Raw genomic sequence first — 15884 nt, forward strand, 5'->3', positions numbered from 1 at the left:
GCGCTTTTCTTGGCTTGATCGCGTACCGAGATCGATTTGCACTGTCCCTTTGCGGAACAGGCACGAAGTACCACCGCGTAAACGCAGCTCGATGAACTTTCAGTTAGGGAACAGCGGTTCATGTATTACCGTTCCTACCAAGCCATATGAGCGACAGCGGTCCATAACGGGAGGTCCAAACCTCATGGTGACGTGTCTTCTTTCCCCGTTCAGAAGAAGACGCCAATCCGTTTTACTGCACCAACCTATTATCCCCATAGGCGCCCATGGTTTTACTCTTCGGGCGCGGCTGAAGTCAACTGATTTTGTTTTAGGCTTACTGTATGAACGTGGCAATTGTCCGCAGTGATCCAATGGGTGATCGATAAGGACAGTGCGCCAGGCAGGTATCGTGAGGAGGATGGCGATGACGGAAAAGACCTATCAAGCGACGTCTTACCGAGCGCGCCTGCCCGGCGTGGAGGCAATGTATCGGCGCAGCGAGCACGCCTTTCCACGCCATGCGCACGACCAGTACGGCATCGGCGTGATCACTCGCGGCGCGCAAAAATCGTGGAGCGCGGTGGGTACGGTGGAATCCGTGGTGGGCGACGTCATCATGGTGAATCCGGGCGAGATGCATGACGGCTCGCCGATCGGCGGCGCGCGCGAATGGCAGATGGTGTATTTGGAGCCGGATGTGGTGGCGCGCGAATTGGCTGACGAGTGCCATGGCGATGTCATGTTGCAGCCGGTGGCGCACGATCCGCTTTTGGCAGGCGAGGTGATGAAGTTGCTTGGCGCGTTGCGCATGCCCAATGCCTGCGACGATCCCGAAGAGCTTCTGCTTGCCTGCCTGGCATCCAGCGTGCAACGGCACCGCCTGAGCGGGCCATCGCTGCCGCATGCATCGCCACCGGTCGCACGCGCGATCGAGTGGATGAAAGCCGAGCCGCACGCGGATACGTCGTTATCCGCACTTGCTACGGCTTGCGACGTGAGCCGCTTTCAGCTGATTCGAAGCTTCATGCGCGAGGTGGGCACGACGCCGCACGCATATCGCATGCAACTGCGCGTGCAAGCAGCGCGACGTTATCTTGCGCAGGGCAGGGTGATTGCGGAGGTTGCGTTGTTGACGGGATTTGCCGATCAGAGCCATCTCACGCGTGCGTTTGTTCGGCAGTTCGGTATTACGCCGGGGCGTTATCGGGCGGCGATGCATGGTGATTTTGATTAGCGGCACGCAAAATACGGCCTCTGAAGAACCAACGCGTAGGCTAGGATGAAATCCCAGCATCGTGGTGCACGTGTGCATGGCAATGCTGGGATTTCATCCCAGCCTACGGGCTGCAATATTCTTCAAGACGCCACGTCGCCATCTTTGTAATGGTTTCCCCTTACCACCTTTCACGAGGGTAAGGCTCATGACGACGATCCATCACACGCGCCGCGCGCCGGGCGCCAGCGCATGAACATCCAATTCCTGCTCACCTCGCTACTGGTGGTGGCCGCCCCGGGAACGGGTGTGCTCCATACCGTCTCCACCGGACTATCCCGCGGCGCACGCGCCAGCCTGGTGGCGGCGGTCGGTTGCACGCTGGGCACGCTTCCGCATATGGCGGCAGCGGTGCTGGGACTGGCGGCGGTGTTCCGCACCAGTCCATTCGCGTTTGAGCTGTTGAAGTATCTGGGCGCGGCGTATCTGCTGTACATGGCCTGGGGCACCTTGCGCGACCGCGGCGCGCTCGATCCGAACCAGCCGGTGCCCGAACGCTCGCCGCTGCGGATGATCGTTGCGGCGGTGCTGCTCAACCTGCTCAATCCGAAACTGCCGATCTTCTTTCTCGCCTTTCTGCCGCAATTCATCGCCCGGGACGATCCATCACCGATGCTGCGGCTGCTGACGCTGAGCGCGATCTTCATGCTGATGACGCTGGTGGTGTTCGCGCTGTATGGCATGTTTGCATCGTTCATGCGCGCCCGCGTGCTTTCGCGTCCGCGGGTCACGGCATGGTTGCGGCGCTTCTTCGCCGCCGGGTTTGTCGCGCTGGGATTGAAGCTGTTGTTTTCCACCAGCCGGGCGTGACATTTCAGGTGTTGGCTTTTTGGTCCAGGCGCGCCAGCAGCCAGGGCAGGGTCACGGCCAACAGGTAGAACTTGGAAGCGAAGAACTTGTTTCCCAGGCAATGGCGATGATCTTCCAGCCACTTGGACGCACCCGGGAGCAGCGACCGTGCCTGCAGGGCGAAAGCATGTACCTGCTCGAAACGCCGGCTGGCCAGGCCCAGGACATCGAAACGGAACGAACCCTTGGACTGCACGTACGGCAGTTGATGAAAACGTTGCGCGATATGCCGGCGTATCAGCACCTTGTTCATGCCCCCGAGACCTATCAGGCGGTCGTCGGGAACCTCGTTGAAGAACCACTCGCACAGCGGCATATCGCAATACGGATACGCCAGGCGCAAGCCTGCGGCCTTGGCGGTATACATGCCTTTGGCGAAGCCGGCCGCCTCCATCACGATAAGCACGATGCGCCGTACCGCTTCAGCGGAATCGGCCGCGTCGATGTCGTCCTGGAACATCCGGATGCGCTTGCGCGAGTGCACGGACAACTTCTGCCCGAGCAGCCGGTCCACCTCGCTATCGCTGAAACGCGAGCCGGGGAAATAGCGCTCGAAGGTATTCATCTGCAGCGTGCTGAGCGCAAAGCACAGCTTGAAACTGCGGCGGATCAGAGGATGCAGGTAAAGCGAGCCGGGTATGCGCGCGCTGCGCGCCAACCATCCCAGCACGTAATCTTTCAGATGCAACGGCACGCCGACATAGGGATCGATGCCCAGCGCATCGATGATGCCATCGCCGTGTTCCAGGCCGATTTCGGTGGCCAGGTCGGCGTAGGAGAGCGTGGCGAAATCGGCCGTCAACAAGGGCATGCGCGGCGCAATCGCCAGATAGCGGTCGTAGGCGCGGCCCGGATCGCACACCAGCGTTTCATGGCGCAGGCCCAGATGGCTTGCCACGAAGCGTGCCGAATCGACCTCGTTTTCCTCCTTGCCACCGAGGTAGGTGATGCAGGTGGTATCCGGCCGCGTATCCGCAATGGCGATCGCCAGCGAACTGGAATCCTTGCCGCCGCTCTGCAGCAGCCACGGCGCTTTCATATCGGCCGTGCACTGCACTACGGCATGCGTAAGCAACTGGTGGTAGCGGCGCAGCAAGGTCTCGTCGCTTACGGCACCGGAGGCCGGCCGCGAGGTGGCGCGCGTGGATTGATAGGCGAAATGAAAACGAGGCTCGTCTTCCACGCCCGGCAACGCGGAAAAGCCGGTCGCAATATTCTTTACGTCGCTATAGATGGTATGCGGCGGATAGACGAAGCCGTTGCGTAACAAGTCGGCGAGCGACACCATGTCGATCGATGCCTGGCGCGCATCCGGTGTATTCAATGGGGAAAAATCCACCTCGCCCGCATGGGGGCTGGTGTAAAGATGGATTTTCTTGGGCGATAGGCTTATATCCGGCCATTCGTATAGCGACGTATTCATACGACCATCCAGTTGACAGCAGAACACGACCTGCCAGCGCACGACAGTGCGCTGAACGCGATAAGCGCACGGAAAAATGCAACGGTTGGGCATTACGGTTTTGCTACTGGCGGTGGCACAAAGAAGCTGCCGGCGATGGAAGAAAAACGCATCACCCGCAGCATCAAGGCGTACCGTCATTTTCCTTGCATGTACCTGACGCTCATGGGTGAGCTTAAGTGCGATGCTGTGTATGCACTGTCTAGACGGCTTGCTCGGAAAATGATTGAAGGCGACGACTTATTCACCCTCCAATAAATAATCGGCGTCTTCTTCCGCGGAAGGCGTGGTTTCCAGATAAATCGGGCGATCGGCGACCGTCACGGGATCCGGTTTATTGTCCTCACGAAGCGCAGGCAGCGGGGGCAGGGTGGCCTGCAAGGTGGAGATGGCCGCATTCAGCGACAGCTCGTTCGGATCGGAACACTCGTTCAACAACTGCCCCAGCAGCCGATCCTGCGCACGACCACGCTCGTAGGCATACGCGTAGGACAGCTGCGTGAACGTGACCATGCGATAGCGCGGCATGAAATGCTGCGGCGCTCGTTCGGCCAGCCGTTTGCCAAGTTCGAGCTTGGCCACGTAAGCCGGATCGGCCACGGAGTCGCGCATTTCCACGTAGTTTTCCAGCGTCATGGCGGCGATCGCATCGGCATTGGGCTTGCGGATACGTTGGAATTGCGCAAACGCGTCGGCGACCTGCACGCCGGAATCGGCCAGCAGTTCGGCCATCACCACGGCATCTTCGAAGCCGCAGTTCATGCCCTGGCCGTGGAAGGGGGCGATGGCGTGCGCGGCGTCGCCCACCAGCACGGCGCGTCCGTCGATATGCCATTGGTCGAGATAGAGGGTGGCAAGCGTACCGACCGGATGTCCATCGTAGTCGGCGGCAAACCGCGGCATCAGCGGCAGCAGGTCGGGAAAGTCACGGTGGAAAAACGCACCGGCTGCCGCAGCGTTCGGCAAGGTCTCGAAACTGGAACCGGTCCCGCGTAGAGGCAGGAACAAGGTGACGTTGAAACTGCCGGTGATATTGGGCGTGGCGATGCACATGTAGCCACCGCGCGGCCAGATATGCAGGGCGTTGGGTTCAATGGCGAAGCGATCGGCGCCGGCGGCGCGTGGAATTTCCAGTTCCTTGTAGCCATGGCCGAGCGGTTCGACGCGGATGCCGAGCGGCTGGTGCAGGTTCATCGCCGCACGCAGGGCGGAACCTGCGCCATCGGCGCCAATCAACACGTTCGCCTGGTGCTCGCGCTGAACCTCGTGCTCGTCAACCAACGTGATGCGTTGTGTGTCGATATCGGCCGTTCTCAGCGCCTGGCCGAAATGGAAATTGACGCCCGCTTCCTCCGCCGCATCGATCAGCAGCGCATTCAACCCGGCGCGCGAAATGGACCAGATCACTTCGCTGTCGTCCACGCCATAGCGCTGCAGCGCGGAAGGCCCATCCAGCGGATGCACCATGCGGCCACGCATCATCACCGATCGCTGCAAGGCAAGCTCATCGAGCCCTGCCGTGCGCAATGCCTGCAGGCCGCGTTCGGCAAGCGCGAGATTGATGGTGCGGCCACGCACGAAACTGACGCGGCGCGGATCGGTGCGTTTTTCGAAAACCTGCACCGCAAAGCCGCGCCTGGCCAGGAGCTGGGCGAGCAACGCGCCCACAGGACCTGCGCCGATCAGGGTGATCGCTTGCTTGGACATGCTTGGGTTCCTTTGATGCGAGCGCATCGCCGATATGCAGGCGTGCTCGAGTGCACGCGAGAATCGGTGCATGGCGATCAAGGAACTATGAAACGGTCGTGAAAACGGCTTTGTTGTTGTTTGTTTCGATAATGTTTCAATGAAGAGTGTGCTAAGTACGCGAGAATAAAATGCCTGGTGCCCCTGGACTTGATATTCACATTTAGTTCCGCTTCTTCACCGTCATTCCGGCGAAGGCCCATTGCTTTCCGGGGCAAGCCTTGCCCGCATAACCCCTTGTGCTGGGACGTCATCCGCGCCTACGGCTATCGGTTTCTTCACACGCCCGGGCGCCGCATGGCGTCCAATGAACATGGCCGGCAACAACGCAGACACTTCATCCGAGCTACTTGTGGAGACCATCATGTCCGAGCACGTCTACAAATCCGTAGAACTGACCGGTTCCTCCAAGACCAGCAGCGACGACGCCATCCGTTGCGCGATCGAGCGGGCGTCCAAGACGATTCGCGATATCCGCCGGTTCCAGGTGATCGAGACGCGCGGGCATGTGGAAGACGGCAAGGTGGCGCACTGGCAGGTAACCTTGAAGGTGGGCTTTACGCTGGAGTAGGCGCAAAGTTGAACCCGGACGCTGTGCACGAGCCTTTTCGTCACGATGATGCGCCTTTCACCACACTTCAACCACGTGGATCACACCATGCCGCAGTGAGGTAAAGATGTTGCTGCGACAGATAACGGTGCTTACGGACGGTCGGCCATTCGATGCCGACGCTGTTTGCGTGTCGCGACGGCATTTTCTGGGCGCGACAGCGGTTGCGTTGTCGGCCTTGCTGTTTACCGGCTGCACCACGTCGAGTGCGCCCGTTTCCGCCACCAAATATTTCACCGCCAGCGAAATGCGTTTCGTGCGCGCGGCGGTGTCACGGCTGATTCCGGCCGACGAACTGGGGCCGGGCGCGCTGGAGGCCGGGGTGGCCGAATTCATCGACAGTCAGTTGGCCGGGAGTTTCGGGCAGGCTTCGAGCTGGTACATGCAAGGCCCCTGGCATCTGGGTACGCAGCAGCAGGGCTACCAGCTATCGCTGACGCCTTCGGAACTCTACCGCAGCGCCATCCCGCCTGTGGACGCTTATTGCAGGCAACGCCATGGCGCGATCTTCGCCGAACTCCCCGCGGCAAAACAGGATGAAGTGCTGCATGCCTTGGAGAAGGGCGACGTGCCGATTCCGGGCATCCCTAAGGACACCTTCTTTCAAGCCCTGCTGCAAAACACCATGGAAGGCTTCTTTGCCGATCCCATCTACGGCGGCAACCGCAACTTCATCGGCTGGAAGCTGATCGGATTTCCAGGGCCGCGCTACAACTATCTGGAAGAAATCGGCAAATTCGGCGTGCCCTATGAGCAGCCGTTCGTCAGCCTGGGCGGCCGTGCGCCCAAGGCCGAAGCATGACCCCGGCCAAGCGCCTGCCGGCGGTCGACGTGGTGCTGGTCGGGTTCGGCTGGACCGCATCGATTCTTGCGCAGGAATTGACCGATGCAGGCTTCGAAGTGCTTGCGCTGGAGCGCGGCGCGTTTCGCGATACCGTGCCGGACTTTTCCACCGCGCTGATTCAGGACGAATTGCGTTACGCGGTGCGCAAGCAGACGTTCGAGCGGCCGGTGCGCGAAACCCTCACGTTCCGGAACACGATGGACCAGGTCGCGCTGCCGATGCGCAAGCTCGGTTCCTTCCTGCCCGCGGCGGGCGTGGGCGGTGCCGGCGTGCATTGGAACGGGCAGAACTGGCGCTTCCTGCCCACCGATTTCCTTGCGCGCAGCCATATCGAACAGCGTTACGGCAAGAAATTCATTCCGCCCGACATGAACCTGCAGGACTGGGGCGTGACCTACGACGAATTGGAGCCTTATTACGATCGCTGGGAATATCTCTGCGGTATTTCCGGACAAGCGGGAAATATCGGCGGAAAAACCCAGCCGGGCGGCAATCCGTTCGAAGGGCCGCGCCGCCGCGATTTTCCGCTGCCGCCGCTAAAACGCAGCGCATCCACCACGCTGTTCGACAAGGCGGCGAAAGACCTTGGGCTGCATCCGTTTCCTTGTCCGGCCGCCAATACCTCTCGGCCATACGTCAATTCGCTCGGCGTGCAAATGGGGCAGTGCACCTTTTGCGGTTTTTGCGAATGGTTCGGTTGCGGCAATTATTCCAAGGCCAGCCCGCAGACCACCATTTTGCCGGTGCTGCTGAAGAAGCCCAACTTCAGTTTTCGCACCTTTTGCGACGTCACGCGCGTCAATACCGATTCTTCTGGCAAAAAGGCCACCGGCGTTACCTATGTCGATGCCAGCGGCAAGGTTTACGAGCAGCCGGCAGGCCTGGTCGCCTTGTGCGCGTTTGCGTATCACAACGTGCATCTGTTGCTGCTGTCGAAGATCGGCACGCCTTACGATCCGAACACCGGCCAGGGCGTGGTCGGGCGCAATTACGCCTACCAGATGAGCAGCACTATTGGTGTCACGTTCAAGGACATCATCAATCCCTTCATGGGCGCTGGTGCGCTGGGGCAAGTGGTCGACGATTTCAATGGCGACAACTTCGACCATGGGTCGCTGAATTTCATCGGCGGCGGTTACCTATGCCTGTGGAATACCGGCGGACGGCCGATTCTGCAGGAATACCTGCCGGAAAAAACGCCCAAGTGGGGTTCCGCCTGGAAAAAGGCCGTGCACGAGGATTACCTGCGCTCCACCTGGATCCAGGGCCACGGCAGCGTGATGAGTTATCGCAACAATTATCTGGATCTGGATCCGACTTACACCGACGTGTACGGCAATCCGCTGCTGCGCCTCACCTTCGACTTCCAGCCCAATGAGCATGCGATGTCGACCTACATCACCGACCAGGGCGCGCGCATTGCGCGGGCGATGCCCATCAAGGGCTTGAATGTGCAGCAGCGTTCGGGCCACTACTCCGACGTGCCGTACCAGACCACGCACAACACCGGTGGTGCTGCGATGGGCACGGACCCACGTACCAGTGTCGTGAATCGCTACCTGCAATCGTGGGACGTGCCCAATCTGTTCGTGCTGGGTTCGAGCGTGTATCCGCAGAACCCGGGTTACAACCCGACCGGCACGGTCGGTGCGCTGGCGTTCTGGGCGGCGGATGCCATTCGGCGCTACATGAAAAATCCGGGGCCGCTGATGTAGCCATGAAACGTATCGCGCTCACGCTGATCATGCTGGCTTGCGCTACCGCATCCTTGTCCGCGATGCATGGCGGGCTGGGTTCGCATGACATCGTCAGCGTGACGCATGGACGATATCTGGTACGCGCGGGCGATTGCGAAGCCTGCCACACCGTGCAAGGCGGTGCGCCGTTTGCGGGCGGACGTCCCGTGCCTACGCCGTTTGGCGTGATCTATTCGGACAACATCACGCCGGATCGCGATACCGGCATCGGCGCATGGACCGACGAGGATTTCTACAAAGCCATGCACAACGGCATCAACCGGCAGGGAAAGCATCTGTTTCCCGCGTTTCCTTATCCATGGTTCACCCGGCTTAGCCGCACCGATGTGCACGACATCAAGGTTTATCTTGATACCTTGGAACCCGTGCGCCAGGTGGATCGCGAACCGGAACTGCCGTGGCCGATCAGCAACCGGCACAGCATGGCGATGTGGGACACCTTGTATTTTCATCCGGGCACGTATGCCTATCGCGGCGACAAATCCCCGCAATGGAACCGCGGCGCATACCTGGTGCAGGGTGCGGGCCACTGCGGCGCCTGCCATTCCAGCAAGAATTTTCTCGGCGCGGCGGACCGCGAACATCCCCTGCAGGGTGGTTTCGCCGAAAACGTCTATGCGCCGAACCTGGGGCAAGGTAGCGATGATGGCTTGAGCGGATGGAGCGAACAGGACATCGTCGATTACCTGCGCACCGGCCACAGCCGGCAAGCCAGCGCCGCCGGTCCCATGGCGGAAACGGTGGAGCAATCCACCCAGTACCTGACGCAGGTCGATTTGCAGGCGATCGCCGTTTATCTGAAGGACGTGCCGGGACCGAAGCCGAACCATTCATCGGCGGCCGATGCGCAAATGATGCGTGATGGCGCCGGCATCTACGAAGACCAGTGCACCGGCTGCCATATGGAAGACGGCGGCGGCGAGCCCGGCGTGTTTCCGGCACTGCGCGGCAACAACAGCGTGATGGCCGCCGAGCCGGATACCGTAGTGGCCACCGTGTTGCACGGTGCCAGGTTGCCCGCGACGCAAGCGGCGCCTACCGCGTTGGCCATGCCGGCCTTTGCGGAGAAACTCGACGATGCGCAAGTTGCCGCGCTGGTGACCTATATACGAAATGCATGGGGCAATCATGCCGATGCCGTCTCGGAGTCGGACGTTGGCGCCTTGCGCGAACGCTTGAAGCAGACGCCGCAATAGAAAAACCGCAACCCTGACCCGGCTCCAGAGTTGAGAGCAGCGGACACGGGCGGTAAGCTCGCCGCATGGTTCCGTCACTGCGCCTTCTTCATCGCTCCCGCGCGCTTCGCGCCTTGAGCGCCGTGGCGTGGCTGATGCTGGTGGTGATGTCGTGGATGGCCTCGTCCATGCCGTTGCATGCTGCGGACGGCGGGATGGTTTCACATATGTCAGCAGGCATGCACGGGCCTGTCATGGCGGGACATGCGGCATCGGGCCCATGCTGCGACACGCACGCAGGCGGCGATCACGGGCCCTTGAAATCGCCATGCCATTGTCCTTTGCTGTGCAGCCTGGCGGTCGTTCCCGCCGATGATTACGTCTTGGTCGCCGTATCGTGGCGATCGTTCGATATGCCACCGTGGGCGCCGGATACGCTGGCGCAACCGACGCGTCCGCCACTGCGACCTCCGCTTGCTTGAGCGCTCATCCATGTAATGGATGCCTTCACGTCGCTTGCAGCGAACGTGAGGCGTGATCCGCGTCCGTAAGGACGCGTTCCGATACGAGCGTTTTTCCATGAAACGATTTCTCTCTACGCCGGCAGTGGATCTGTCGCGCCGGCGATTTGTTCACGGCCTAGCCTTGGGCGGCGTGGTGGCCGGTCTCGGCACCTGGTCGTCGCCAGGCGCGCGTGCTCAAGCGACTCCTGCTTATCCGGAGACATTGCAGGGCACCGAGTTTGACCTGAGCATCGCCGAGATGCCGGTCAACTACACCGGCCGCATGCGCATCGCCACCGCGATCAACGGAAGCGTTCCCGGCCCGACGCTGCGCTGGAAGGAAGGCAGCACAGTCACCTTGCGCGTCACCAACCGCATGCGCGAACCAACCTCGATCCACTGGCACGGCGTGCTCGTTCCGTTTCAACTGGACGGTGTGCCAGGGATCAGTTTTCCCGGCATTGCGCCGGGCGAGACGTTCGTCTACCGCTTTCCGGTGCGCCAGTCCGGTACGTACTGGTATCACGGCCATTCGCAATACCAGGAGCAGACCGGCGTGTATGGCGCGCTGGTGATCGATCCTGCCGGCCCCGATCGCATTAAGGCCGATCGCGATTACGTGGTGATGCTCAGCGACTGGACCGATGACGATCCCGCGCACATCCTCGCCATGCTCAAGCTGCGCAGCGACTACTACAACTTCGCCATGCCGACGGCGCCGGCGTTCCTGCGCGATGTACGCGAAAAAGGCCTGCAGGAAGCCCTGGCCGAGCGGCGCATGTGGAATCGCATGCGCATGAACCGCACCGACCTCAGCGATGTATCGGCCTACACCTACACCTACCTGATGAACGGCGCGACGCCGGCCGGCAACTGGACCGGCTTGTTTCGCCCGGGCGAGCGCGTGCGGCTGCGTTTCATCAATGGCTCGTCCATGACGATTTTCGACGTGCGCATACCCGGCTTGAAGATGACCGTGGTGAGCGCCGACGGACAGGATGTGGAACCGGTCAGCGTCGACGAATTCCGCATTTCCGTGGCCGAAACCTACGACGTGATCGTGGAGCCACAGGAAGACCGCGCCTATACGCTGTTTGCGCAGACGATCGATCGCAGCGGTTATGCGCGCGGCACGCTGGCGACGCGTGCCGGCATGCAGGCGGACGTGCCGGCACTCGATGCGCGCATGCCGCTGGCCATGGTCGACATGATGGGGGCGATGTCCATGACGCATGATCAGCACGGCATGCAAGGCATGGACATGTCCGGCATGGCGATGGATGCGATGCCGCAGGTTCGCCATGCACGGACGGAATACGGCCCCGGCGTGGACATGCGCGTGGACATGCCGCGCACGAACCTGGACGACCCTGGCGTGGGCTTGCGGGACAACGGCCGGCGTGTGCTCACCTATGCGGACCTGCATACGCTCGGCGGCTCCATCGACAAACGCGAGCCATCGCGCGAGATCGAACTGCATTTGACCGGCAACATGGAGCGCTACATGTGGTCGTTCGATGGCCTGAAGTTCTCCGATGCCAAGCCGGTGCATTTGCGTGCCGGCGAGCGGGTGCGACTGGTGCTGGTGAACGACACCATGATGAATCACCCCATCCACCTGCATGGCATGTGGAGCGAACTGGAAAGCCCCGGCGGCGACTTCCAGGTACGCAAGCACACCATCAACGTGCAGCCGGCGCAGCGGATTACCTATGGCGTCACCGCCGATGCGCTGGGGCGCTGGGCGTATCACTGCCATCTGCTCTATCACATGGAAGCGGGCATGTTCCGCGAGGTGGTGGTGGCATGACCGCATCGCACACGATGAAACGGACGGCGTTTTCCGCCGCGCTCGCACTCGCCATGCTGCCGATGACATTGGTCGCGCAAACGGCGCCGATGCAAGGCATGGATATGCAGCATGGCGACATGCATCAGAACACCACTGATCAAGCCCAGCCATCCGAAACGCATCAAGGCATGACGATGGGGCCGATGCAGGGCGGCTCCGCTCCCGCGGATGCACGCAGCCCCGACTACTCAGATGGACGGACGTATGGCGACATGACCGGCATGGACATGCACGACCACGCCACGCAAAGCATGCTGCTTATCGATCAATTGGAGAACTTCCACGGGCGCGATGCGAATGGCCTCACCTGGGAAGCCGAAGCCTGGTATGGCAGCGATAGCGACAAGCTATGGCTGCGCAGCGAAGGCCAACGCAGCGCCGGCCAGGTACGCGATGCGGATATCGAAGCCTTCTGGAGCCATGCCGTGGCGACCTACTGGAACACCCAGCTCGGCATACGCCAGGATGCCGGCGGCGGTCCGCCACGTTCCTGGGCCGCGTTCGGTATCGAAGGCCTGGCGCCGTATTGGTTCGAGGTACAAGCCACCGCGTATGTCGGCCAGGCCGGACGCATCGCCGCGCGCCTGCGCACGGAATACGATCTGCGCTTTACCCAGCGCCTGATCCTGCAGCCGGAACTGGAAGCCAACTTGTACAGCAAGAGCGACCGGCCGCGCCGGACGGGCGCGGGCGTTTCCGACCTGCAGCTCGGTTTGCGGCTACGCTACGAAATAAGCCGGCGATTCGCACCGTATTTGGGCGTAGTCTGGGTGCGCCGCTTCGGCGCCACCGCCGGCTTCGCCGGGCAGGACCGCGAGCCGGTATTCGATCAGCAGTTCGTCGTCGGCCTTCATCTGTGGTTTTGAGGAGAGTGCGATGAAACGATTTATCGCCACCGTGATTGCAACCCTGGTCGTCTTCATCCTGGCCCTCGGTGCATGGATCCTGTCCGGCACCTACAACATCGGCGCCGATGCGCCGCATTGGCCGGTCACTTATGCCGTGATGCAAACCTTGCGCGAGCGTTCCATCGATGCGCATGCCGCGCGTGAACGCGTCACCATACCCAACCTGGAAGATCCGCAGCTCATCCTGAAAGGGGCAGGGCAGTACGCTGCCATGTGCACGGGGTGCCATCTGGCGCCTGGCATGAAGGATTCGGAAATACGTCCGGGCCTGTATCCGCAACCGCCGAATCTCTCGCAACTGCGGGTTCAACCCAAAGAGGCTTTCTGGATCATCAAGCACGGCGTGAAGATGAGCGCAATGCCGGCATGGGGATTCAGCCACGACGATGCCACCATCTGGAGCATGGTGGCGTTCCTGCAGAAACTGCCAGGCATGACGCCCGAGCAGTACAAGAAGATCGTGGCGCAGGCGCCGCCGGACGAAGACATGGATATGGACATGGGCGACCACCACGAACACGCGCACGGCGAGGAGCACGAAACGCCCGCGGCGTCGGCGACTTCAGCGCCTGCGCCTTCCAGCAGCGCGCAGCATTGATGGTGCAGTTCTAAGCTTTTTGTCGCAGTTATGTGAAGACCTTGTGCAAGGAACAGCACATGCGCAGCAGCTTCCGCCGAAATGACAACTTTGTTTCAGGAACAGGCGCATACTTTCGCCGATGTCTTCCTTTCATTGGTCATACCTGAAGGAGAATCACCATGAATATTTCTTCCAAAATGCTCGTTGCATTGCTCGGCGGGTTTGTCGTGAGCGGCGCCTGCTTCGCCCAGGATGCCGCATCGAGCAGTTCCACCCATTCCATGGGTTCGATGAGCGGCATGCACGGCAGCATGTCCGGCATGCATCACGTGCAAGGCATGCACAAGATGCCGGCCACGGTCAGCTCGGTGGATACCAAGACCGGTCTGGTGGAGGCCGATGCCGAGGGCATGTCGCTGAAGGTGCACTTCCCACCCGCTGCGGTGGCGGGCCTGGAGGCGGGTGACAAGATTACGCTGCATATGGGCTATACCAAGCCGTAGGTTGCGTCTGCGCGAAATGCTTCCCGTAGGTTGGGCTGAGCCCCGGACTTGATCCGGGGCGAACCCCAACGCTGGATATGCATGGCGACGTTGGGGTTCGGCTAGCGCCTCAGCCCAATCTACGGGGCTATTACGTGTGTTGGTGGCGCGGGAACTTCAGCCTTCCCGCCATCGGCCGATATACGGGCCATGAGCCTGGTCGCGCGCACAACCGTTCCATCCCATTTTTTCGGCGCACTGCTCGCCACCATCACCCATGCCCATACGCTGGAAGCCTTGGTGCGGCCGTTGCTCGAATTGCTGCAGATGGCAACGGGCATGGAGTCCACCTATCTGACCCGCCTGGACGAGCCGGCGGGCATGTTGTGCGTACTCTACGCCCGCAACACCGGGCGCCTTGCCATTCCGGAGGGCTTGTCGGCGCCCTGGGAAGGTACGCTCAGCAAACGCGCGCTCGACGAGGGCCGCTTCGATACGGACGACGTCGGTAGTCGCTGGGGAGACTGCGGCCTCGCCCGGACGCTCGGCCTGGTCGCCTATGCCAGCGCGCCAGTCCGCGTCAAAGGCGGCGAGCTTTTCGGCAGCCTGTGCGCAGCAAGCGGCGAGCGCAAGCCGCTTGGCGAAACGGCATCCCACGTGCTGGCGCTGTTCGCCCAGTTGATCGCCCAGCAGATCGAACGCGAACGGTTGCAGGCGACGCTGCAGCAGGCCAACAGCGCCATGACGACGATGACCCTGACCGATGCGCTGACTCAACTGCCCAACCGGCGCGCCCTGCTGGACGCCATGCAGCGACAGCTTGCCTCACTGCAGCACGATCAGGCGCTGATCGCCGCCCTTATCAATCTGGATGGATTCAAGCCGATCAACGATCGGTTCGGCCACGAAGCCGGCGACCAGTTCCTTGAGACCATAGCGAAGCGACTGCGGCGCATGCTGCGCGACAGCGACATGGCCGCCCGCATGGGCGGCGACGAATTCCTGGTGCTGGCCACGGAGCAGCGCGCCAAGGCCAACGAGGCTGCCGTCGCGCTGTCGCATCGACTGGAAAGCGCCACACGCGGACGCTTCAAACTGGATTCGGCGCTGATCGACTACGCCGGCGCCAGCGTCGGGGCGGTTGTGGCCGAACCGGGTTGCTCCAGCGCGCAGGCGCTGCTGACCAAGGCCGAAGCGGCGATGCAGGCCGCCAAGCGATCACGCAAGCGTGATGCTTCATCGGCGCCGCCGGTGGGCAGGATCGCCCGCTATACCTGGCCCGTCATCGAATGACGCAGGCTGAGCAAGACAGCATGGGGAAAACCCTAACCTAGGGAATGGCCTAGTTGGCCCGAGGGGACGCCGCTTTTCATACTTCGCTCCGATCTTGAAGCGCGCTGGATGGCTTCATGACGGCATCTGTAGCGAAGCACTCCCGGCTGATTTGCGACCCCATCCTGAAGAGGGCAAAACCATGAGCGTCTCCCACATCATTCCTGCCAACACGATCAACCAGACCTTTTACAACGGCATCAGCCGCACGGAAGCCACCGAGATCGTTCGCAACGCGTTGAACGAATTCCAGAACCGCGCCTCCGAACCGCTCATCTCGCTGCTTACCGACAGCAACGGAGATACGCGCGGCTGGCTTGAAAAGCTGGCGGAGGTGCTGGGCGACAAGTTGAACAAGTCGGCCGACGACCTCCAGAAAGCCGCCGGCAGCGTGAATGCGGACAATCCCGGCCAAACCACCCAATTGAGCGCGAAGGCGCAGGAATTCGCGCAGTTCATGGATGCCGTCAACAACGTCATCAAGACCATGGGCGAAGCGCTGGATTCCATGGCTCGCAAGCAGTAATCG

16 protein-coding genes are annotated in these 15884 nt (G+C 61.4%); 13 read left to right on the plus strand and 3 right to left on the minus strand.

Annotated features, from left to right (window positions below; all coding sequences use genetic code 11):
• The first annotated feature begins 406 nt into the window (after positions 1–406).
• Together ACTHNE_RS09100 and ACTHNE_RS09105 are read left to right on the plus strand one after the other, a co-directional pair.
• The gene (locus tag ACTHNE_RS09100; protein ID WP_324945469.1) at positions 407–1216 is read left to right on the plus strand and encodes an AraC family transcriptional regulator; all 810 of its coding nucleotides are present in this window, start codon (positions 407–409) and stop codon (positions 1214–1216) included.
• A gap of 231 nt (positions 1217–1447) precedes the next feature.
• On the plus strand, positions 1448–2065 hold the full coding sequence (locus tag ACTHNE_RS09105) for a LysE family translocator (protein WP_440269095.1): 618 nt from the start codon (positions 1448–1450) through the stop codon (positions 2063–2065).
• 4 nt (positions 2066–2069) lie between these two features.
• Here ACTHNE_RS09105 and ACTHNE_RS09110 read toward each other — a convergent pair whose 3' ends face one another.
• On the minus strand, positions 2070–3527 hold the full coding sequence (locus ACTHNE_RS09110; protein ID WP_440269096.1) for an asparagine synthase-related protein: 1458 nt from the start codon (positions 3525–3527) through the stop codon (positions 2070–2072).
• Positions 3528–3539: 12 nt separating this feature from the next.
• On the opposite strand from ACTHNE_RS09110, the gene ACTHNE_RS09115 reads away from it, so the two are divergent.
• The gene (locus tag ACTHNE_RS09115; RefSeq protein ID WP_324942239.1) at positions 3540–3824 is read left to right on the plus strand and encodes a hypothetical protein; all 285 of its coding nucleotides are present in this window, start codon (positions 3540–3542) and stop codon (positions 3822–3824) included.
• Here the strand turns inward: ACTHNE_RS09115 and ACTHNE_RS09120 are convergent.
• Positions 3807–5273 (minus strand): FAD-dependent oxidoreductase, encoded by a 1467-nt coding sequence (locus tag ACTHNE_RS09120; protein ID WP_440269097.1) that lies wholly within the window; start codon positions 5271–5273, stop codon positions 3807–3809. The two genes, ACTHNE_RS09115 and ACTHNE_RS09120, sit on opposite strands and share 18 nt — an antisense overlap.
• Positions 5274–5676: 403 nt before the next feature.
• On the opposite strand from ACTHNE_RS09120, the gene ACTHNE_RS09125 reads away from it, so the two are divergent.
• The 4 genes from ACTHNE_RS09125 (at position 5677) to ACTHNE_RS09140 (ending at position 9719) form a co-directional block, all read left to right on the plus strand.
• Positions 5677–5883 carry a dodecin gene (locus ACTHNE_RS09125; protein WP_440269098.1) on the plus strand — a complete coding sequence of 69 codons (207 nt, stop codon included), beginning with the start codon at positions 5677–5679 and terminating at the stop codon, positions 5881–5883.
• A 106-nt stretch (positions 5884–5989) separates the two neighbouring features.
• Positions 5990–6724: a gluconate 2-dehydrogenase subunit 3 family protein gene (locus tag ACTHNE_RS09130; protein ID WP_440269099.1), complete on the plus strand. Its 735-nt coding sequence runs from the start codon at positions 5990–5992 to the stop codon at positions 6722–6724.
• The gene (locus tag ACTHNE_RS09135) at positions 6721–8481 is read left to right on the plus strand and encodes a GMC family oxidoreductase (RefSeq protein ID WP_440269100.1); all 1761 of its coding nucleotides are present in this window, start codon (positions 6721–6723) and stop codon (positions 8479–8481) included. Before ACTHNE_RS09130 ends, ACTHNE_RS09135 begins: the two co-directional genes overlap by 4 nt.
• Before the next feature lie 2 nt (positions 8482–8483).
• Positions 8484–9719: a c-type cytochrome gene (locus ACTHNE_RS09140; RefSeq protein ID WP_440269101.1), complete on the plus strand. Its 1236-nt coding sequence runs from the start codon at positions 8484–8486 to the stop codon at positions 9717–9719.
• 88 nt (positions 9720–9807) lie between these two features.
• On the opposite strand, the gene ACTHNE_RS09145 is transcribed toward ACTHNE_RS09140, so the two are convergent.
• A complete protein-coding gene (locus ACTHNE_RS09145) occupies positions 9808–9939 on the minus strand; it encodes a hypothetical protein (RefSeq protein WP_440269102.1) in 132 nt (43 codons plus the stop codon).
• Between the two features lie 338 nt (positions 9940–10277).
• Between ACTHNE_RS09145 and ACTHNE_RS09150 the strand changes: the two genes are divergently transcribed.
• The 6 genes from ACTHNE_RS09150 (at position 10278) to ACTHNE_RS09175 (ending at position 15881) form a co-directional block, all read left to right on the plus strand.
• Positions 10278–12011 (plus strand): copper resistance system multicopper oxidase, encoded by a 1734-nt coding sequence (locus ACTHNE_RS09150; protein ID WP_324947500.1) that lies wholly within the window; start codon positions 10278–10280, stop codon positions 12009–12011.
• Entirely contained in the window at positions 12008–12919 is a 912-nt protein-coding gene (locus ACTHNE_RS09155; protein ID WP_324947498.1) for a copper resistance protein B, read from the plus strand. Before ACTHNE_RS09150 ends, ACTHNE_RS09155 begins: the two co-directional genes overlap by 4 nt.
• 10 nt (positions 12920–12929) lie before the next feature.
• Positions 12930–13559, plus strand: a complete 630-nt coding sequence (locus ACTHNE_RS09160) for a c-type cytochrome (protein WP_414649782.1) — start codon at positions 12930–12932, stop codon at positions 13557–13559.
• A gap of 161 nt (positions 13560–13720) precedes the next feature.
• Positions 13721–14044 (plus strand): hypothetical protein, encoded by a 324-nt coding sequence (locus tag ACTHNE_RS09165; RefSeq protein WP_440269103.1) that lies wholly within the window; start codon positions 13721–13723, stop codon positions 14042–14044.
• A 189-nt stretch (positions 14045–14233) separates the two neighbouring features.
• Positions 14234–15316: a GGDEF domain-containing protein gene (locus ACTHNE_RS09170; protein ID WP_324947494.1), complete on the plus strand. Its 1083-nt coding sequence runs from the start codon at positions 14234–14236 to the stop codon at positions 15314–15316.
• 181 nt (positions 15317–15497) lie between these two features.
• The gene (locus tag ACTHNE_RS09175) at positions 15498–15881 is read left to right on the plus strand and encodes a hypothetical protein (RefSeq protein ID WP_324947492.1); all 384 of its coding nucleotides are present in this window, start codon (positions 15498–15500) and stop codon (positions 15879–15881) included.
• Positions 15882–15884 lie beyond the last annotated feature (3 nt).

Source organism: Dyella sp., from assembly GCF_051954575.1.
In the GTDB taxonomy this organism is placed as follows: Bacteria; Pseudomonadota; Gammaproteobacteria; order Xanthomonadales; family Rhodanobacteraceae; genus Dyella_B.